The sequence below is a fragment of the Sediminibacterium sp. FW305-C-49 genome (genome assembly GCF_058231085.1).
This window is the reverse complement of record NZ_JBIQXS010000002.1, coordinates 1,220,337-1,240,523: the sequence shown is the minus strand read 5'-3', so window position 1 is coordinate 1,240,523 and position 20,187 is coordinate 1,220,337. Positions and strand designations below refer to the sequence as shown.

Annotated in this window: 18 protein-coding genes; 5 read left to right on the top strand and 13 right to left on the bottom strand. The window is 41.4% G+C overall.

Annotation, left to right across the window (positions count from 1 at the left end; translation table 11 throughout):
* Nucleotides 1-28 precede the first annotated feature (28 nt).
* Together ACH3Z1_RS12940 and ACH3Z1_RS12935 are read right to left on the bottom strand one after the other, a co-directional pair.
* The gene (locus ACH3Z1_RS12940) at nucleotides 29-571 is read right to left on the bottom strand and encodes an RsmD family RNA methyltransferase (RefSeq protein ID WP_490822394.1); all 543 of its coding nucleotides are present in this window, start codon (nucleotides 569-571) and stop codon (nucleotides 29-31) included.
* The gene (locus ACH3Z1_RS12935; protein WP_490822393.1) at nucleotides 568-1,404 is read right to left on the bottom strand and encodes a DUF3822 family protein; all 837 of its coding nucleotides are present in this window, start codon (nucleotides 1,402-1,404) and stop codon (nucleotides 568-570) included. The genes ACH3Z1_RS12940 and ACH3Z1_RS12935 overlap by 4 nt, the downstream gene beginning before the upstream one ends.
* Nucleotides 1,405-1,471: 67 nt before the next feature.
* On the opposite strand from ACH3Z1_RS12935, the gene ACH3Z1_RS12930 reads away from it, so the two are divergent.
* On the top strand, nucleotides 1,472-2,842 hold the full coding sequence (locus ACH3Z1_RS12930) for an MATE family efflux transporter (RefSeq protein WP_490822392.1): 1,371 nt from the start codon (nucleotides 1,472-1,474) through the stop codon (nucleotides 2,840-2,842).
* Between the two features lie 85 nt (nucleotides 2,843-2,927).
* Entirely contained in the window at nucleotides 2,928-3,593 is a 666-nt protein-coding gene (locus ACH3Z1_RS12925; RefSeq protein WP_490822391.1) for a hypothetical protein, read from the top strand.
* A gap of 42 nt (nucleotides 3,594-3,635) precedes the next feature.
* On the opposite strand, the gene ACH3Z1_RS12920 is transcribed toward ACH3Z1_RS12925, so the two are convergent.
* From ACH3Z1_RS12920 to ACH3Z1_RS12880, 9 genes are all read right to left on the bottom strand, one after another.
* A complete protein-coding gene (locus ACH3Z1_RS12920) occupies nucleotides 3,636-3,893 on the bottom strand; it encodes an acyl-CoA-binding protein (RefSeq protein WP_490822390.1) in 258 nt (85 codons plus the stop codon).
* A 97-nt stretch (nucleotides 3,894-3,990) separates the two neighbouring features.
* Nucleotides 3,991-4,755, bottom strand: a complete 765-nt coding sequence (locus ACH3Z1_RS12915) for a tetratricopeptide repeat protein (RefSeq protein ID WP_490822389.1) — start codon at nucleotides 4,753-4,755, stop codon at nucleotides 3,991-3,993.
* Nucleotides 4,752-5,120: a dihydroneopterin aldolase gene (locus ACH3Z1_RS12910; protein WP_490822388.1), complete on the bottom strand. Its 369-nt coding sequence runs from the start codon at nucleotides 5,118-5,120 to the stop codon at nucleotides 4,752-4,754. The genes ACH3Z1_RS12915 and ACH3Z1_RS12910 overlap by 4 nt, the downstream gene beginning before the upstream one ends.
* A 123-nt stretch (nucleotides 5,121-5,243) precedes the next feature.
* Complete coding sequence (trxB, locus tag ACH3Z1_RS12905) at nucleotides 5,244-6,191, bottom strand: thioredoxin-disulfide reductase (protein WP_490822387.1); 948 nt, start codon at nucleotides 6,189-6,191, stop codon at nucleotides 5,244-5,246.
* 79 nt (nucleotides 6,192-6,270) lie between these two features.
* Nucleotides 6,271-7,152, bottom strand: a complete 882-nt coding sequence (locus ACH3Z1_RS12900) for a DUF4249 domain-containing protein (RefSeq protein WP_490822386.1) — start codon at nucleotides 7,150-7,152, stop codon at nucleotides 6,271-6,273.
* A gap of 87 nt (nucleotides 7,153-7,239) precedes the next feature.
* Nucleotides 7,240-8,097 (bottom strand): sigma-70 family RNA polymerase sigma factor, encoded by an 858-nt coding sequence (locus ACH3Z1_RS12895; protein ID WP_026770093.1) that lies wholly within the window; start codon nucleotides 8,095-8,097, stop codon nucleotides 7,240-7,242.
* A 184-nt stretch (nucleotides 8,098-8,281) separates the two neighbouring features.
* Complete coding sequence (locus ACH3Z1_RS12890; RefSeq protein ID WP_490822385.1) at nucleotides 8,282-11,479, bottom strand: efflux RND transporter permease subunit; 3,198 nt, start codon at nucleotides 11,477-11,479, stop codon at nucleotides 8,282-8,284.
* Between the two features lie 23 nt (nucleotides 11,480-11,502).
* Nucleotides 11,503-12,612 carry an efflux RND transporter periplasmic adaptor subunit gene (locus tag ACH3Z1_RS12885; RefSeq protein ID WP_490822384.1) on the bottom strand — a complete coding sequence of 370 codons (1,110 nt, stop codon included), beginning with the start codon at nucleotides 12,610-12,612 and terminating at the stop codon, nucleotides 11,503-11,505.
* A gap of 21 nt (nucleotides 12,613-12,633) precedes the next feature.
* On the bottom strand, nucleotides 12,634-13,971 hold the full coding sequence (locus ACH3Z1_RS12880) for a TolC family protein (protein ID WP_490822383.1): 1,338 nt from the start codon (nucleotides 13,969-13,971) through the stop codon (nucleotides 12,634-12,636).
* 229 nt (nucleotides 13,972-14,200) lie between these two features.
* Between ACH3Z1_RS12880 and ltaE the strand changes: the two genes are divergently transcribed.
* Genes ltaE through ACH3Z1_RS12865 form a run of 3 tightly spaced genes read left to right on the top strand, consistent with a single transcriptional unit; the run spans nucleotide 14,201 to nucleotide 17,414 of the window.
* A complete protein-coding gene (gene ltaE / locus ACH3Z1_RS12875; RefSeq protein WP_490822382.1) occupies nucleotides 14,201-15,214 on the top strand; it encodes a low-specificity L-threonine aldolase in 1,014 nt (337 codons plus the stop codon).
* 53 nt (nucleotides 15,215-15,267) lie between these two features.
* Nucleotides 15,268-16,926, top strand: a complete 1,659-nt coding sequence (pgi, locus tag ACH3Z1_RS12870) for a glucose-6-phosphate isomerase (protein ID WP_490822381.1) — start codon at nucleotides 15,268-15,270, stop codon at nucleotides 16,924-16,926.
* Nucleotides 16,926-17,414 (top strand): GNAT family N-acetyltransferase, encoded by a 489-nt coding sequence (locus ACH3Z1_RS12865; protein WP_490822380.1) that lies wholly within the window; start codon nucleotides 16,926-16,928, stop codon nucleotides 17,412-17,414. The genes pgi and ACH3Z1_RS12865 overlap by 1 nt, the downstream gene beginning before the upstream one ends.
* A 131-nt stretch (nucleotides 17,415-17,545) precedes the next feature.
* Here ACH3Z1_RS12865 and ACH3Z1_RS12860 read toward each other — a convergent pair whose 3' ends face one another.
* Nucleotides 17,546-17,998, bottom strand: coding sequence for a DUF3276 family protein (locus ACH3Z1_RS12860; protein ID WP_490822379.1), 453 nt, complete (start codon nucleotides 17,996-17,998; stop codon nucleotides 17,546-17,548).
* A gap of 187 nt (nucleotides 17,999-18,185) precedes the next feature.
* Nucleotides 18,186-20,123: an ABC transporter ATP-binding protein gene (locus tag ACH3Z1_RS12855; RefSeq protein ID WP_490822378.1), complete on the bottom strand. Its 1,938-nt coding sequence runs from the start codon at nucleotides 20,121-20,123 to the stop codon at nucleotides 18,186-18,188.
* Between the last annotated feature and the right edge of the window lie 64 nt (nucleotides 20,124-20,187).

The following is a 20,187-nucleotide window of genomic DNA, read 5'->3' as shown; positions in this document are numbered from 1 at the left end:
ACGCTTCATCATTCACCATTCACGGCCGTCATTCGTTTTTTATAAAAAAAGAAAACAAAGTCGTTCCATAATTTCTTTGAAAACCAAAGCCTTCAAATTTTTCATAGTTATTCCTGGGTGTATGCTCAAGTACAAAAAAACCACCCTTACGAATCATTTTACGGGACACGATGATTTTGGGAATTTCATCGATTGCACCAAGTGCATAAGGGGGGCCGGCAAAAATGAAATCAAAATCTTCTGTACAACTATTCAGGTAGGCAAACACATCCATCTTTAATATCTTATGGTTTTGCATACCCAGCATTTCAGCATTTTTTTTGATAAACCCATGCATAACAGTATCCTTCTCTACAATCGTAAGATTGGCAGCACCCCTCGATGCCAGTTCATAACTGATACAACCTGTTCCGCCAAACAGATCAAGTGTTTTACTGTCTTCGAAATCCATCCTGTTCTGTAGAATATTGAAAAGCCCTTCTTTGGCTATATCCGTAGTTGGACGTGTATGCGGCATATTGGCCGGTGGACTGATTCTTCTTCCACCCCATTTTCCTGAAATGATCCTCATGCTACCGTATTAAAAAATGGAGTGAATGTGTGTGGATGGTATTGTTCCAGCATACCCGGTAATAATGATTCTTCGGGCAAATTGTGAAAATGTCTGTTGGTAAACAATTGTTGCAATCTCCTGTGAAGATCCGCATGAGGCTCAATAAAACCACTCATTTCAATCTGTGTTTCCTGCGTACTGATGCCATGTTCTTTCAGCATGGATAATAGATAAAAGCAGGCATCTTCGGTTGTTTCGAATGAAAAAGTCTGAATCATTTGCAATTGCTGGTTAATCATCAGCGCTGCAATTAGTGTGCCTGGGTAGACCTGTATTTTTAGAAAATGAACGGGTAGTTCTGTTCTTCCAAACAAATCTCTGGTTATCTGGCTGTACAAATGATGTGCCTGAAACAAATGAAAATGACGTACTGCCTGATCGATAATGGTATTTTTTACCCGGTATATAGCAATCATACCCAACTGGTCGGAAAGTTTATCGTGTTTTATTTCATGTTTGGCCGAATCGCCATACACCAGTGTGAGATAATCGGATGCCGCAGCGCTACTCAGTTTTTCCATTGGTACCAATAACACTTCTGGAAAATTGTACACAATATCAACATTCCCTGTATGCTTCTTGAGTAATTGTGAATTGTTTTTGATTTCAAAAAATACATCACTCCAGTCATTGATATCGTTATCCAGTTCAAAAAACTCAAATGCACCGGGCTGATCCTGTTCTGTGAGCGAACAGGCAACATACAATGGACCTATTTCCACACGTAGTTTACGCCCCTGTTCCCCGGTTGGGGGTGTGGATGGATAGAATGCCATTGTTTTTCTTGCCATAAGGTAGATATTGTTTGCAATGATATAAAAAAAGCCACTGAGTTGTACAAGAGTTTAAATAGTAGATTTGCGACCGTTCATGGCATCCAATAGCGCAAATATCAATTTACAGGTATCTATTACCAACAGGCAGATACTGAGTATTGCCCTGCCGATTACGGCTTCTATTGTGGTTCCTCAGATCAATTTCATTACCAATAATATTTTCCTGGGTGGACTTGGCCAGAAAGAACTGGGCGTTGCTGGTATTACAGGTGTATACTACCTGGTTTTTGCGGTGATTGGTCATGGACTGAATAATGGTTTACAGGCACTTATTTCACGACGTGCGGGTGAGAACCGGGTTGACCAGATCGGTAACCTTTTTGCACAGGGTATCAGGATATCGCTGGTATTTGCTATACTTGGCATATTACTTACCTGGTTTCTGGCGCCTGTTTTATTTCGTTTTGCATTACATGATACAGAACGGGTAAAAATGGCGGTTGATTTTCTGAACATCCGCATATTGGGTCTTCCTTTTTTATATGTGTACCAGATGCGTAATGCCTTACTGGTAGGAACCAATCAAAGCCGTTTCCTTATTATTGGGACAGCCGTAGAAGCCATCGCCAATATTTATTTTGATTATGGATTGATTTATGGCAAACTGGGTTTACCCGAACTGGGTTTCAATGGTGCAGCTTATGCCTCTATCATAGCAGAATTTGCAGGACTGATTGTTATTTTTCTGGTGATACACCTGCAGGGTATTGGAAAACGACTTGATCTATTCAGGAATATCGGCTATGATTGGCAAAACATTAAACTGATTTTACGCATCTCCTCTCCTGTTATTTTGCAACTGGCCATTAGTATCATTAGTTGGGAATTCTTTTATATTCTGATAGAACACCATGGTGAACTCGACCTTGCCGTATCGAATACCATGCGGAATATTTTTGGCTTTTTTGGCTGCTTTACCTGGGCTTTTGGAGCCACTACCAATAGTATGGTCAGTAATATTATTGGTCAGGGCCTCCAACACCGCGTAACAGAACTGGTAAACAAGATCATGAAATGGAGTGTGGGATTCGCCATCATCGTATGTGGATTACTGAATCTATTTCCACATGCGTTTTTATCAGTGTATGGTCAGGGGGAAGCATTTATTGAAGCAGCTATACCCGTTATGCGTATTGTTTCTTTTGCATTGGTACTCATGTCTGTTTCTGTTATCTGGCTGAATGCAGTTACCGGAACAGGAAATACAAAAGTGAACCTGTTCAGTGAATTTGCAGCGATTATACTGTATTGTCTTTACGTTTATATTGTTCTTGAAAAGTTACAGCTCTCCATCGAATGGGGTTGGGCCAGTGAAGGCATTTACTGGATCACTTTATTAGTACCTTCATTATGGTACATGAAAAGTGGGCGATGGAAATCACATCATATGTAACACTTGCCTGATAATCAATTGTTAAAAAATACTAATACATTGTATTGAATACTGTTTATAACATTTCTTAGCAAAAAATAAGACTATGAGAAAAATACAATTATTGATTCTAGGGATCATTTGCACATCTGTTTGCTTTGCCCAGTTTCAAAGGAATGACCGATTGTTAGCAGGTCAGTTAAATTTCAATAGTGGTAATGAGAAAAATATTACCGGCAATACAAAAATCTCGGGACTAAGTGCTGGTTTTAATCTTTCAGTATCTCGTTTTTCTTCGAACACACGGTACAATAGTATACAACTTTCGTACAACCATACCATGAATAAGCAAGACAACAGTATTGGTAATGTGAGCAGATTTACGAGTAACCAGTTAGGTCTTGCTTTTGGTCATACAATTCTAACACCCCTTGCATCTAGATTTTATCTGAGCGTACCATTTACTGGTGGGTTTACTGTTGGGAAGGGACAGAATAAAAATAATAGTGTTTTATCGTCATCAAGCAATACGCTCGCAATCGGTGTATCTGCCAGTATGGGTTTTCTTTATCAGACCAAGAAAAGATGGGTATTTATGGCCAATATAATTTCACTGGGTCAGGTAGCTTACAGCCAGGCACGTATTAAATCTTACAATTTAGCAGGACAGGTAACTATGGAAACTAGGAGTAACCAGGTGAATTTTACAGGAGGATTTTCTGGAACGCCATTTAATAATTTAGCTGTTGGTGTAGGGTATCTTATCCGCTAAAAAGAGAAAAAGCCACTACTGTTTTACAAGTAGTGGCTTTTTCTATCCTTTTAGTTTATTTACTAAATCAATGTACTGCTGCATGGCAGCATCTTTTGTTACTCCTTTCAATTTCTCCCATGCTTCATGTTTGAATTTGGCAACAAAGTCGAACATATTTTCCGGTGCTGCCCCCGTATTATCACCTTCAGTGGCTTGTTTGTAGAGCGAATATAATTTCAGCAAAGTTTCATTATCCGGTTTTTCCGTTAAAGTTTTACTGTTAGCTACGGCTGCGGTAAATAATTCCTGTAATGACATGGGTTTTATTTTTTATTCATTGAATTGATTAGGAGACACTTTATTGCTTGACTTATCCTTTATTCACTCGAAAAATCACAGATCAACCAATCAAAGATTATAACATCGATGCCAATAATTTGGCCCCTTCTGCTTTTAGTGCAACATCATCTCCGGTGCGGGTAGGTAATTTCACGAGCTTATTCAGTACTTCAATGGCTTTAGCAGGCTGACGGCTTTCTTTATAGGCTTTTGCAAGATCAAGATAGTTGGCTACAAAATATGGATCAAGTGTTCTGCATTTTTCCATGTATTCAATGGCTTTGTCCAGATCACTTGGAGGCAACCCACCATACAATAGTTTAACTGCGGCTTTTTTCAGTCCCGATAATGTTACCATTTCATAATGCCATTTGCCCATGGTGTAATTGGCTTTTGCATGATTGGCATTCAGTGTTAAAGCCTTATCTGCATATTGTTTGATATCTTTAACATACGCTACAATCTGTTTGTTCTCCGTTTCCACATCGGTCATTTTACCGGCAGCCATGGCCATGGCATATGGAGCATCGGCCTGGTTACTGTCTGATTGCCAGGCTCTTTTTGCATAAGCCAATGCAGTTTCATAATACAGACGTTTACCGTTTTTATCGGTCTGTTTGCCTCCAATAGATGCACTCAGTTCTGCAGATCTAACAAGCGCTTTGAGATGTGATGGCTCAATAGATAAAACCTGCTTATATTTTTCCAGTGCTTCATTATCTTTCTGTACCCTTTCCAGGTTACTGGCTTCTTTGAGGAGGATATTGATATCCTGTGCAAATAACAGGTTACCAAAAAACAAACAGCAAATCAGGATGTATGACTGCAAATTTCTTTTCATAACGATAGGTCTTTTCGGTTCAGTGAAAGCGATACGCCAGTGGCCCCTGTAAACTGTGCAATTGGCGGATGCAACTTCCGGATAGAAATATACACCTCTTCAGACAGAGAAAATTGTGCCAGAATATCGATGGCGATATTTGACACCACCGTTTCAAGTAAAGGGGTTGCCACCTGCATATGTTGTTGAACCAATTCGTACAACGATACATAATTGATGGTCTGCTCCAAATGCTTAACAGGTAAACTTGCAGGATGATAGTTAACCGTAAGATCAATCACGAAATCATTACCCAACAGTTTCTCCTCCTCATACAACCCATGGTATGCGTGTATTTGTACCTGATGAAGATGAATAGAGAACATAGGGAAAAAATATGAAATAAGGAATAAGAAATAAGGAATGAAAAATAAGGAGGAATGTTGTAATGACAATATAGATCATCACTTCCTTATTTCATGTTCCTTATTTCTCTGTTTCTCTGTTTTTCAGGCTAATCCTTTTGAAGTAAGGTAACGTTCTGCATCGAGTGCTGCCATACAGCCACTACCGGCTGCGGTTACAGCCTGGCGGTAATTTTTGTCCTGCACATCACCCGCAGCAAAGACCCCTTCCAGATTGGTTTTGGTTGTACCCGGGATGGTTTTAATATATCCGGTTTCATCCATATCGATCCAGCCTTTGAAAATATCGCTATTGGGCTGGTGACCAATGGCCACAAAAAATCCGTTTATAGGTATCTCCTGTGTTTCGTTGGTTTTATTGTTTTTAATACGAACAGCTTCTACTTTTTTCTCGCCCAGTATTTCATCGGTATCGGTATTCCAGTAAACTTTGATATTGGGGGCATTGAGTACACGATCCTGCATGACCTTACTGGCACGCATCTGATCGCGACGGATAAACATGTGTACATTGGTACAGAGTTTCGATAAATACAAAGCCTCTTCTGCGGCTGTATCTCCTGCGCCTACAATGGCCACTTCTTTTCCTTTAAAGAAGAACCCATCACATACTGCACATGCGCTTACACCAAAACCATTCAGCCGCTGTTCACTTTCCAGTCCCAGCCATTTTGCCGATGCACCGGTGCTGATGATAACAGCGTCTGCTTCAATCCATTTTTCTTCATCAATTTCTACCCGGTAAGGCTGTTTACTGAAATCTACTTTGGTAGCGAGTCCATACCTGATATCGGCTCCCATACGGGCGGCCTGTTTTTCAAAATGAACCATCATTTCTGGCCCCTGTATGCCATCCGGATAACCGGGATAATTTTCTACTTCAGTGGTAATGGTGAGCTGACCTCCGGGCTGTATACCCTGGTATAAAACAGGTTTCATATTTGCACGGGCAGCATAAATAGCTGCGGTATACCCTGCCGGACCTGAACCTATAATCAATACATGTACTTTTTCTGTTGCTTCACTTGCCATACTTGTTGTTTTACTATTTAGACGAACAAATTTATACAACCCTTGCAGTTAATGGGTTTGTGTTTTACACAATCAGGGGTTATTTGGGGATAATCAGGCTACGATACTGGGCTGCATAGCCACAAAATGCACCCAATGCCCCATTACTGATGTTGCCAATGACTTTACCTGGTGATGAAAAAGGATTTCCGACAGATTGGAAATTGAATTCCCAGGTGCGCCAGAAATCGTAGGTTGGTTTGGTAATATTACAGAGTTTAATAGTGGCAGTATCTCCTTTTTTAAAGAATCCATATTCCTCAAAATCAATCTCTTCATTCCTGTTCACACCTTTATCGATCTGTATTTCATAGGTTTTTCCGTCGATGATATTATCATCAAACACACTGTTGCCGCCTGGTAAAAAGGGCTGGTTGTTGACACTGGTAAAATAACGGATATAATTGCCTAATCCGGGTGGATCTTTCACACGACCCATGATCACTACTTTTGTACTGTCTTCATTATTGGGTGCTTTTTTCCACCAGATTGAATCCATTGTTTTGGTTAACAGCGGTATGGCTGTTTCACTGTTGTAAGTCTGCCCATTTACAACGATGCTGAGTTTATATTGCTTACCCAGTTGCCCTATCAATGGTTGCGGATAGAGCGGGTCATTACTGTAATAAAAAATTCGATTACCATTGGCACCTCTCACTTCAAATTCTTTCATTGGGTACACCGTATTCCCTTCCTGGATGGTTACCACCGCATTGTGAACGAAAGAATTGGCCAGTTCTGCAGAATCAATGCTGGAAAAGAAATTGAGTGAGTTACTCAATAGGATGATGGGAGGCCGATTGTTTTCTATTTCGGCATCTACTACGAGTTTGGGTGCAGCGGTATTGGGTGTGATGGCGATATCTCTTTCACAACCAGTCAGTAAAATCATCAGCAGAAAAAATCCTGTCCAGCGTTTCATGGTACAAATTTATTTCAAATAGCGTGATCTAAATGTTATAAAAAAGCCCCGACGTTTTTGTCGGGGCTTCGTCAATGTTGGGTTGAATTAACCGAGGTACGCTTTCAGTGCGTTGCTGTAACGCGCTTTCTGTAAACGTTTGATGGCCCTTTCCTTGATCTGGCGGATACGTTCTTTGGTAAGATCGTATTTCATACCAATCTGTTCAATGGTTACCCCATTTTCACCGTCGAGACCAAAATACGCATTTACGATCTCGGCTTCACGTGGGCTGAGTGATTTGAGTACACGGCGGATTTCTTCGCGCAGTGAGTCTTTCATCACATCATCATCGGTATCATCGCTACCTTCCAACAGGTCGCCCATGGCTACGTCTTCTGCTTCGTGCACAGGTGCATCGAGTGAAGTGTGACGGGTGTTGCTCTGGAAGATGTTGTTGATCTCGGTTTCGCTCATTTCCAGGATTTCGGCCAGCTCTTCGGTTGAAGGCTCACGCTCATGTTCCTGTTCAAAAGCCATATAGGCTTTATTAGCTTTGTTATAAGTGCCAATTTTGTTTTGAGGCAAGCGGACCAATCTGCCCTGCTCTGCCAACGCTTGTAAAATGGACTGGCGAATCCACCATACGGCGTATGAGATGAACTTAAAACCCTTGGTTTCATCGAAACGCTGGGCTGCTTTTATCAAACCGAGGTTACCCTCGTTGATCAGATCGCTAAGAGAAAGGCCCTGGTGTTGGTACTGCTTAGCAACAGATACCACGAAACGTAAGTTGGCCTGCACCAGTTTGTCGAGTGCTCGCTGATCACCCATTTTGATTCTTTGTGCCAGCGTAGTTTCCTCCTCAGGTGTGATCATCGGAATTTTTGAGATCTCCTGTAAGTACTTCTCAACGGCTTGGGAATCGCGATTGGTAATCTGTGTTGCAATTTTGAGCTGCCTCATGTTGTGCTATTATCTATTTATATAAACGACTATTAGACCCTGAATGTTGCATAAAAGCTGTCAACTGTTTCGTTAAAATTTAGCAGCAAACCCGCTTTCAGAAGCGTGCAAAAGTACGACGCAAGCTCCGAATATGCCAGTTTTTGTGGAAAAACTTACATAAATGGGCAAAAAATCCTGCATTTTAACTTATCCTGCCCTCTGCAATCGATTGATCAACAGTCTCTTCCGTTTTATGCTCTTCCCTTAACCGCTTCAGCTTACGACCATAGGCTAATTTGGTAAACAGCACGAATAGTACCGGTACCACAAAAATGGCCAGCGTTGTAGCTGCCAGCATCCCACCAAACACCGTCCAACCAATCGTTTTCCTTGATTCTGCCGCTGCTCCACTGGCAAATACCAGGGGTAATACGCCCAGGATAAACGCAAATGAGGTCATAATAATAGGTCGGAGACGCAATTCAACAGCCTGTAAGGTTGCATGTACCACTTCTACCCCTTTATCAACCCTTTCTTTGGCAAACTCCACAATCAGGATGGCATTTTTGGCTGCCAGACCAATCAATGTAATCAAACCGATCTGTGCATAGATATTATTGGTTATTGATGTCAGGAAAGTAAGTGTCAATATCGATCCAAAAGCACCAATCGGTACGGCAAATAATACCGAGAACGGAATGGACCAGCTTTCATATAAAGCAGCAAGGAAAAGAAACACAAATACAATCGAAATCGCGAAAATATAAGTACTGCTTCCGCCTGCTTTTATTTCCTCCCGACTCATGCCTGTAAACTCATATCCATACCCTGCGGGTAATTCTTTTGCAGCGAGTTCCTGGATGGCCTGAATAGCCTGTCCGCTACTGAAACCGGGTTTAGGTGTGCCATTGATATCTATTGAGCGGTACAGGTTAAAGTGGTTAATCAATGTAGGGTTCTCTATTACTGTTGTGGTTACCAGTGAAGACACCGGAACCATACTACCCTGGTTATTCCTTACATAATAGTTCGATAACTGACCGATGGATGACCTGAAACTACTGTCGGCCTGAGCCACTACCCTGAAGTTTCTTCCATAAATATTGAAGTCATTCACATAGGTACTTCCCAATAAAGTAGAAATGGTAGCATAGAGTTCTGCAATGGACACACCCATTTTCTTAGCCTTCTCTTTGTCAACATCTACTTTATAACCCGGTGTTTTGGTAGAGAAAAAAGTATAGGCTGAACCAACTTCCGGACGCTGGTTCAGTGCACCGATGAATTTCCGGGCCACTGCTTCAAACTGCTGGATATTATCGGTGCTGGTGGTTTGCTGTAATGCAAAACTGAAGCCAGAAGTTTGTCCCAATCCAGGTATGGCAGGTGGAGCAATAGGAATAATTCTTGCCTCTTTGATGTCTGCCACTTTTTTCTGAATGTCTGCAATCACACCCTGCACATGTTGTTCTTTCGATTTTCGCTGATCCCAAGGTTTGAGACTTACGAATACAGTACCCGTGTTCGATTTAGTGGAGAAGCTGATAAAGTTTAAACCAGCCAATCCACCTGCTACTTTTACTGCCGGAATAGATGTGATTCTTGCCTGCAATTCTTTCATCATCGCAATATTGCGTGTGGTAGACGTTCCTTCCGGCATTTCATAGGTAACAAATAAACGTCCTTCATCTTCATTGGGAATGAATCCGGAAGCTTTGTTTTTAAACATGATGTACAATCCTGCGAATAAACAAACCATCATTACCAACACATAAGGTGTGGCTTTGATCCATTTACCCACACTTCTTCCATAACCTCTGGTTACACGGTCAAAACCTTTGTTGAAGCTGGCAAAGAAGCGATCCAATATGTTTTTCTTAGCACCTTCCGCTTTCGAGGGCTTGAGCATAATACTGCACAATGCCGGTGTTAAGGAAAGTGCCACAAATGCCGATATAAGCACCGAAACGGCAATCGTAATGGCAAACTGCTGGTACAGTCTTCCCACGATACCGGGAATAAACCCAACGGGAATAAATACGGCTGCCAGAATCAAAGCAATGGCAATAACAGGCCCTGAAATTTCTTTCATGGCTTTTTTTGTCGCCTCTCTAGGCGACATTTTTCCGTGGTCAATATTGTGTTGTACTGCTTCCACTACCACAATGGCATCATCTACCACAATACCAATCGCCAGCACAAAGGCAAACAAAGTGAGCGTGTTAATGGTAAAACCAAATGGAATGAAGAATATAAATGTACCAATCAGCGATACAGGAATGGCCAATACCGGAATTAAGGTAGCACGCCAGTTCTGTAAAAACAGGAAGACTACAAATACCACCAGGAACAATGCCTCAATCAATGTATCCAATACTTCACTGATCGATACTTTTACCACCGATGCAGTTTCAAGTGGCATGAGATAGTCGATATCTTTTGGAAATGTTTTGCGCATGTTTTCCAACGCAGCTACTACCCCATTATAGGTGTCGAGTGCATTGGCGCCGGGTGCCTGGTAAATGAGTACAAAAGCACAGGGTTTACCATTTACAAATGCATTTGTTGAATAATCGAATTTACCCAGTTCAACACGCGCCACATCTTTCAGGTACACAATACTACCATTGATGGGCTGCGTTTTAACGATAATTTTTTCAAACTGTTCTTTGGTATTGATGCGACTATTGGTCAACACATTGTATTCAAATACCTGTGTACCCGGTTGTGGATTACCACCAACAGTTCCTGCTGCAATCTGTAAGTTCTGTTCTGTTAATGCTGCATTGATATCGGCTGGCGTAAGCGATAATGCCGCCAGCTTTTGTGGATCGAGCCAGATGCGCATACCAAAATCATCGGCACGCGCAACAATATCACCCACACCTTTCACACGCAGCAAAGCATCTTTGAGGTATATATTGGCATAGTTGCCCAGAAACAATGCATCATGAGTGCCATTGGGAGAATACAAAGCAAGGGCAATCATGATACTTGGGTTTCTCTTACGGGTGGTTAAGCCAAGACGTTTAACCGCATCGGGTAAACCTGGTTCTGCTACTGCCACACGGTTTTGAACATCGAGTGTGGCAAGATCAATATTGGTACCAACATCGAATGTAACAGTGATACTGCTTTGCCCACTACCGGTACTGTTACTGTTAATGAAAGTCATACCCGGTGTACCATTCACCTGCGATTCTATGGCGGTAGTCGTTGTTTGTTCTACTGTTTGTGCATCGGCACCAAAATAGTTTCCGCTGATGGCAACCGTAGGTGGTGTAATATCCGGATACTGGGCCACCGGTAATGTGCTGAGTGAGATCAATCCCACCAGTACAATTACAATGGATACCACAATGGCAGTAACCGGTCTTTTAATAAATATATCTGCGATCATTCTTTTTGTTTTAAAGGATATGCTTATTGTTTAGCCGGTACCGCAATCTTCGCACCTTCACGCAGGTTCTGCACACCTTCTACTGCAATCTTCTCTCCTGCTGTGAGACCATCTGTTACAATAATATTTTTACCGATCTGCTTACTAAGCTTCAGTTTTCGTTGGTTCACTGTATTACTGTCTGATACTACATACACAAAAAACTCACCCAACTGCTCAGTTACAGCTTTGTAAGGAATAATAACTGCTGCTGTATTTTGTTTATTCAGCACGCACACCAAAGTGGTCATACCTGGTTTCAACATGTCTTTTCCATTTGCAAAACTTAACCTTGTTTTGATGGTACCAGTTTGCGGATTCACCGCCCTGTCGATCAGGCTGATTTTTCCCGAGAAAGGATAGATATCATTTCCGAAAGCAAGTGTAAATGTAGAATCAAGATTTGCCTGCTGCTGTAATTGAATAAAGCGATACAGATCCTGCTGGTTCACTTCAAAATCAACTGCAATAGGATCATTCGTTGAAATAGTATTCAGAATAGTTTGTCCGGCCACTACCGCTGTTCCTTCTTTCACCTGTGAAATACCAATGGTACCGGAGAACGGCGCATAGATGGTAGCAAAATTCACCGTACTTTTTACACTGTTCAGTGCTGCTTTGGCTGCTTCTACCTGTTTTTTGGCAGCTGCCAGTGCTGCATCGGCATAATCAACCTGTTGTTTGGCAATGGCATCATTTTTATCGAGCTCATGATAACGATCGGCATCTTTCTGTGCTTTTAAAAGATTGGTTTCCTGTACCTGCAGATTGGCCTGCGCCTGCTGATAATTCGCATTGTACACCTGTGCGTCTATCGAGTAAAGTTTTTGTCCTTTCTGCACTTTATCACCATCCCGAAAAAAGATACCGGTAATATAACCACTCACCTGTGCCCTGATATCGGTTTGGTTCAATGCCACCACCGTACCCGGATATTCATCATGGTATACGGCGGCTGTTTGTTCAACCGTATCAATGGTTACTGCAACTGCCGGCGGCGGCCCTGCCGGTGCAGCAGGCTGTTGATTGCTGCAGGCACTTATAAAACCCAAAGTAGTTATGCCAATGAAATATGATTTGTAACTGGAAAACATAGTATGAAGTTGAAAAATGAATTAATAATTGATTTGTCCCGATGCACGTCTCACATCCACTTTACTGGCTAATACAAGGTAAAGCGCATTGTAATAATTGATCTGGGAAGTTCTTAGATCGGTTTCTGCCGTTATTACTTCGAGATAGGTTTTTACACCTGCCTTATACTGAAGATCAATCACGCCATACACTTCCTTTGCCAGTTCCAGGTTTTCTTTCAGGGCCAGGTAATTACTGTAATTACTTTTATAGGCTGCCAGAGCCTGTGCATATTGTGTATTTACGGTTTGACCAAACTGTAGTATATCCAGTGCATTTCGTTTGATCTGCCAGTTCACCTGATCTATATTGGCTTTTCTTTTGCCGCCTTGCGATATAGGAAATGAAAGTGTGAGTGCTGCAAAAGAACTGGGAAAATTATTACTATACAGTTTTCCAAACTGGTTGTTCTGGTAATTGAAATTATAGGCACCATTCACACTCACCTGTGGCAGGAATGCCCATTTTTCGTATTGCAAACTTGCATTCAGTAATTTCTGTTGTGTTTGCAGAAAACCAAACTCTGGTCTTTTGCTGATATCGGGTTGTTGAATGGTATCAAGGCCGATTTCTTTTTCCAGTAATAAACTGTCGTAACTAATATTAAGTACAACACTGTCCGGATAGCCCATCAGGTTTTTCAGGTAACTCATTTTGGCATCGAGTACCGACTGGTTAGAAGCCCTTGTTGCTTTGGTATTGTTCAGCAAAATGGTGGCACGTTTGTAATCTGTTTTGTCGGCAATACCGGCTTTGTACTGACTCGTGGCAACCTTAAGGCTGTTCTGTATACGGATGATATTTTCATCTGATACTTTAATCTGCTGTATGGTGGCAAGTACATCATAAAATGCTTTGGATACATTGCTTACCACTTCCACTTTATTGATGCCGGTATTTTGCCTGGCCTGTGTTCTTACATCATCCTTACTTCTGTTGGCCAGTAAGGCATCGCGGTTAAATATATTCTGTGAAAAAGCCAGTTGTGCGTTTGATGTATTATTTACACCCAGTCTGATCGGATTACCTCCAATAATATTGGTAGGCACCTGAAAATTGTGTTGCAGGCTGTAATTGAAGTTTAATTGTGGATACCAGGCAGAGAGTTTATTTCTCAGTGTGGTTTCAACAATCTGTTCATCAATTACTGATTGCCGCAATGCAGGCTGGTGCTGCAATGCATATTGAATTACCTGTTCAAGCGAAGCATTTCGTAAAACACTGCTGTCGGTATTGGTTTGTGCGGTACAGTAACAACTCAATAATATCAACGCATATATTGAGCTGATCCTGCACCAGGATCGGATTGATAACATCATAATTTTTCTTTTCGCTTTTCAGGTATGGCGATATGGCAACCGGTAGTTTATTTGCAGCACATGGGGTTCAACTGTTGTACAAAAAATAGTTCTTTTTATACAATGAGCCAGTAAAGTTAAACAGGAAAAATTCACAGTTGCAACATTATTTTTGCTTTTATGTTATAATTTGGATGAACGGAGCAATCAATTTCTGCCCTCAATATTCAAGACCTTATCTTTGAGACCTATGATCGATTTTCGAAGCGACACAGTTACCAGGCCTACTCACGCTATGTTGCAGGCAATGTTTTCAGCCCCGGTGGGAGACGATGTTTTCAATGAAGACCCTACCGTAAATCAACTGGAAAAATTGTCAGCCGCTCTTTTTGGTAAAGAAGCTGCATTGTTTTGTCCGAGTGGTACGATGACCAACCAGATCGCCATTAAATGTCATACCCAACCCGGTGATGAAGTGATTTGTGATCATCTTTCGCATGTATACCAGTATGAAGGAGGTGGCATTGCATTTAATTCAGGTTGTTCTGTGAGGTTGTTGTCTGGTGACCGTGGAAGAATTACTGCTGAACAGGTTGTTGCTGCCATCAATCCCGATGATGTTCACAAACCGGTGAGCACATTGGTGTCATTGGAAAATACCGCCAACAGAGGTGGTGGCAGTTGTTATGCGTTCAGTGATATAGAAGCCATTAAAGAAGTTTGCATTAAACATAATTTGAAACTGCACCTCGATGGAGCACGTTTATTCAATGCATTGGTGGCTAAAAACGAAACCTGCAAACAATATGGAGATGTATTTGATACTATTTCTATTTGTTTAAGCAAAGGACTGGGGGCACCTGTTGGAAGTGTGTTGGTAGGCCCAGGCGATTTTATCAGAAAAGCCAGACGTTACCGTAAAGTGTTTGGAGGTGGTATGCGACAAGCTGGTTATATAGCCGCCGCAGGTTTGTATGCACTGGAGCACCAGGTTGCAAGACTGAAAGAAGACCATGAACATGCACAAATACTGGCTCAGGCATTAAAAGAAAAAGATTTTGTAGGAGAAATTCTCCCTGTTGAAACCAATATCATTATTTTTGAAGTGAAGGGACGCTTTACTGCCCCCGATCTGGTGACTATCCTCCAACGATCCAATATCCTTGCCATAGCTATATCTCCTACACAGATCAGGCTCGTGGTGCATTTGGATATTACTCCTGCCAAAATTCAGGATACACTAAATGTTTTGAAATCCCTTTAGAACGGTTGTAGTATAAGCCAGGATTAAACGAAATAAAAAGAGCAAGCAAGCAAATGTTACCGAAGATCAACCCTACGAATACCCAGGCATGGTTCCTGTTGCAGAAACATTATGAGGAAGAGATGAACCGCAGACATATGCGCGATTTGTTTGCCGCGGATACAGACCGCTTTAAAAAATTCTCTCTTCGTTTAGGTGATATACTGTTTGATTATTCCAAAAACATCATCAACCAGAAAACCCTGCAACTGTTATTACAGTTGGCGGAAGATTGCAAGTTAAAAGAGGCCATTCATGAAATGTTTGCCGGCATCAAGATCAATGAAACAGAACAACGATCAGTACTACATACTGCACTGCGTAATTTTTCCGATACGCCTATTCTGGTAGATGGTAAAGACATTATGCCGCATGTGCAGAGAGTACAGGCACATATGAAAACCTTCTGTGAAGAAGTGCATAGCGGAAAACACAAAGGATATTCCGGAAAAAAAATCCGCTTTATCGTCAACATTGGTATTGGAGGCAGCGATCTTGGTCCTGTCATGGTTACAGAAGCCCTGAAACCTTTCTGGAAAAAAGGCATTGAAACCTTTTTTGTAAGCAATATTGATGGTACACATATCAGCGAAGTGCTGAAACTGGTTCGTCCGGAAGAAACATTGTTTCTCATTGCTTCCAAAACATTCACCACACAGGAAACCATGACCAATGCCCATACGGCGAGGAAATGGTTCCTGGAAAAAGCCGAGGACGAAAAACATATTGCCAAACATTTTGTGGCACTCAGTACCAATGAAAAAGAAGTAACCGCTTTTGGTATTGATAAGAAAAACATGTTTGAGTTCTGGGACTGGGTAGGTGGCCGTTATTCATTGTGGAGTGCAATTGGATTATCAATTGCTTTAACCATTGGATACGACAATTTTGAAGCATTACTCAAAGGAGCATCTGCTACAGATGAACATTTCAGGAAAGAGAAGTTTGATAAAAATATTCCTGTGCTGATGGCATTACTGGGCATCTGGTACAGCAATTTTTTTGGTGCCCAGAGTGAAGCCATTTTGCCTTATGACCAGTACCTGCATCGTTTCGCGGCCTATTTTCAGCAGGGAAATATGGAGAGTAATGGAAAAAGCATCGACAGAAGTGGTAATCCTGTAAACTATAGCACCGGGCCTGTGATATGGGGTGAACCCGGCACAAATGGTCAGCATGCTTTTTACCAGTTGTTGCACCAGGGTACTCCATTGGTACCCTGCGATTTTATAGCACCGGCTATCAGCCATAATCCGATTGGAGATCATCACCAGAAACTATTGTCCAATTTCTTTGCACAAACAGAAGCACTGATGAATGGCAAATCGGAGAATGAAGTGAAAATAGAACTGATGAAGGAGGATAAAAGCCAGGAAGACATAAAAAAACTGAGTCCTTTTAAAATATTTGAGGGCAATAAACCCACCAACTCTCTACTTATTAAAGAGATCAATCCATTCAACCTTGGTCAACTGATAGCCATATACGAACACAAAATATTTGTACAGGGTGTTATCTGGAATATTTTCAGTTTTGATCAGTGGGGTGTTGAACTGGGTAAACAATTAGCCAATCGTGTATTACCGGAATTATCGAATGAAGAAGACATCAGTTCACACGACAGTTCCACCAATGGACTGATCAATGCCTATAAACAATTCAGAAAGGGATAATGGAAGGCATCCTTGTACGACATATCGAAGCAAAAGACAATGCTGCCATGGCAGCAATTATTCGGCGTGCACTGGAAGAATTTGGAGCCAATAAACCTGGGACTGTTTATTATGACGATAGCACTGATCATTTATTTGAATTGTTTCAGGCATCGGCATTGAGCGAATATTTTGTGGCGGAAAAAGATGGAGTTTTATTAGGTGGCGCGGGTATCTATCCAACTGATGCGTTACCTGAAGGCACTTGCGAGCTGGTTAAAATGTATCTCTCCCCCACTGCACGTGGTATGGGTTTGGGAAGATCGATGATTGCAAAATGTATGGAAGCTGCCAAAGCAAAAGGATTCCATCAAATATACCTGGAGACCATGCCGGAACTGAAAAAAGCAGTTAGTGTTTACGAGAAATTCGGCTTTAGCTATCTTAATGGCCCCATGGGTAATAGCGGACACAATGGCTGCGATATCTGGATGATCAAGAAACTATAAATAAGGAATAAGAAACATGAAATCAGAAAGTGAAGACATGATATATACTTTCTGATTTCATGTTTCTTATTCCTTATTCCATATTAAAAAAGCCGGTCTTAGACCGGCTTTTACAGTTGGTTTTGGTTGTTTTACCATTTATCTACTTCTTCGGAAGCAGTGGTTGATGCAGCAGCAGCGTCGGTAATGGGGGTTGCAGCAACTGCTACAGGAGCAGCAGCACTTACTTCTTCCGTTTCAGGTTCGGCAGCCGCATAGCTGTCGTTCTGACCTTCTCCGCCCTCTGCATCATCGTATTCATGGTTGAATGCGTCGAAATCAAAATCAGGCATCAGATCTGTCTTCACATAATCAATAGCTTCTCCCAATGCTTTGATAAACTTGTTAAAATCTTCTTTGTACAGAAAGATTTTGTGTCTGTCGTAACCATTGTTATCAAAACGCTTACGGCTCTCGGTAATAGTGAGGTAATAATCATTACCACGAGTAGCCCTTACATCAAAAAAATAGGTTCTTCTCTTTCCAGCCCTGATTCGCTTGCTGTAAACACTTTCCATTTTTTTGTCGTTGTTCTCGTACGCCACAGTTGTTGTTTTTTGGTTTTCTTATTTTTATGCCTGACAAATATAGGGATGTTTGGGAATTACCAAAATTTTATGAAAACTAAATGAAAAGGCAAGCTACAGGCTACAAGCGACAAGCCTCGAGCTCCTTACGTTGGCTACATTTAACAGTATTCAGTTGGTTTAAACCATAAGAGCAAAACCCGGATTATTTATTTTCCAGCACTTGTACCTTCTGTGCATCCTCTTTGACATCAGTTAACTGCAGCCGGTATAATTCTGCATAATAACCATTCTTCCGCATCAGTTCTTCGTGGGTACCTGACTCGCTGAGGCTTCCGTTATCGAGTACAATGATCTTATCAAATTTAAAGCTGGAAAAAATTCTGTGAGTGATGATAATGGCCGTTTTATCATGTAAGAACTTATAAAGATTACTAATGATTTCGAATTCTGTTTTTGCATCCACTGCACTCAGACAATCGTCAAATACAATTATTTCCGGATTTTTAATCAATGCTCTGGCGATGGATATTCTTTGTTTTTGTCCGCCACTTAATGTTACCCCACGTTCACCAATCATGGTATCGTAGCCTTTACTAAACCCAAGAATTTCTTTGTGTACGCTGGCAAAACCGGCAGCTTCTTCTACCATCGTTAAGGTAGCAGGTTCATTCAAGCCAAAACCAATATTATCTTTCACGCTGTCACTAAAGAGAAATACATCCTGCTGCACAAAGCTGATTTGTGATCGTAATTGCTGTAGAGGGATCTGTTTTATTGGTCTTCCTCCAACGTTAACTGAACCCTCGGTAGGGTCATAAAATCGAAGTAATAACTGGGCCAATGTCGATTTTCCACTTCCTGTTTTTCCCAAAACCAGCAGCTTCTCACCTTTTCGTATAGTGAGGTTCAGATTTCTGATGGCTTGGATACCTGTGTGCGGATAGGTAAAAGACACCTGGTTAAAGACGATATCACCACTTATTTTCTCCTCTTTCAGCACGTCCTCATCTCCGATCACCGGTTTGGTTTGTAAGAATTCATTCAGTCGCTTTTGTGAAGCTGCCGCTCTTTGAATCATGCTAGCCGTCCAGCCTATGGCACTCACCGGGAAGGTGAGCATGTTTATATAAATGACAAATTCAACGACCAAACCGACTTTTGTCGGATCCTGAAGGGCCTGCATCCCTCCTACAAAAATGGTTACGAGGGTACTCAAACCAATCATGAGTGCCATACTTGGAAAGTAAATAGCTTCTACTTTGGCTAAACCAATAGCATTTTTCTTATAGGATTCACTGTTTTTCTGAAAAAATCCCAACATTGCCTTCTCTTGTACAAAAGATTTGATGACCCTGATGCCAGAATATGATTCCTGCGCATTGGTCGTCAGGTTAGCCAGTAATGCCTGGATACGTTCACTTTTTCGGTTGATGATACTATTCACCCAATAAATCGTAATCGCTAAAATTGGCAAAGGTGCCAATACATATAGGGTTAGCATGGCATCTTTACGGAGCATACTTACCACGCAAAAACCAATCAGACTGATGAGGTTAATCAGGTACATAATGGCTGGGCCGGTATACATCCTTACCCGGCTAACATCTTCTGTAATCCTGCTCATCAGATCTCCTGTACTATGCGTTTTATAAAAACCGGTGTCTAACAATTGATAATGCTGAAAAACCTCGTTTTTCTGATCGTATTCAATATGCCGGCTCATCACAATGATGGTTTGCCGCATAAAGAACATCAGGATTCCTCTCAGGACAGCCAATATTAATATCGTGATACTACATATAGCCACCAGACCGGTAAAACTGAATTTGGCATGACTCACCCACTGTATGAAAATGGCAACGAGTTCATCGTTTATAGGTTTATTGGCTGCTGTCCTGGCACCGGGAAGCTGCTGCTGTACCGCATTTACCACATAACCTGTGATCTGGGGAGCCAGCACAGCAAAGTAGTTGGAAAGTAAAACGAATAATATTCCGAGAAAGAAACGGTACCTGTATTTCCAAAAATATTTATTGACTGCGGAAAGATGCTTCACTAATATGGCCGATTTGGTAACAAAATTAAAGCCATACAATGATGTATCTGCTGTTTTGTTATAAATGGATGTTACAGCAATCATAAAGTGCAAAAGATAAACACTGTTTTTTGAGACGTAGTTACCTCTTATAGATTGCTTTTTGAAA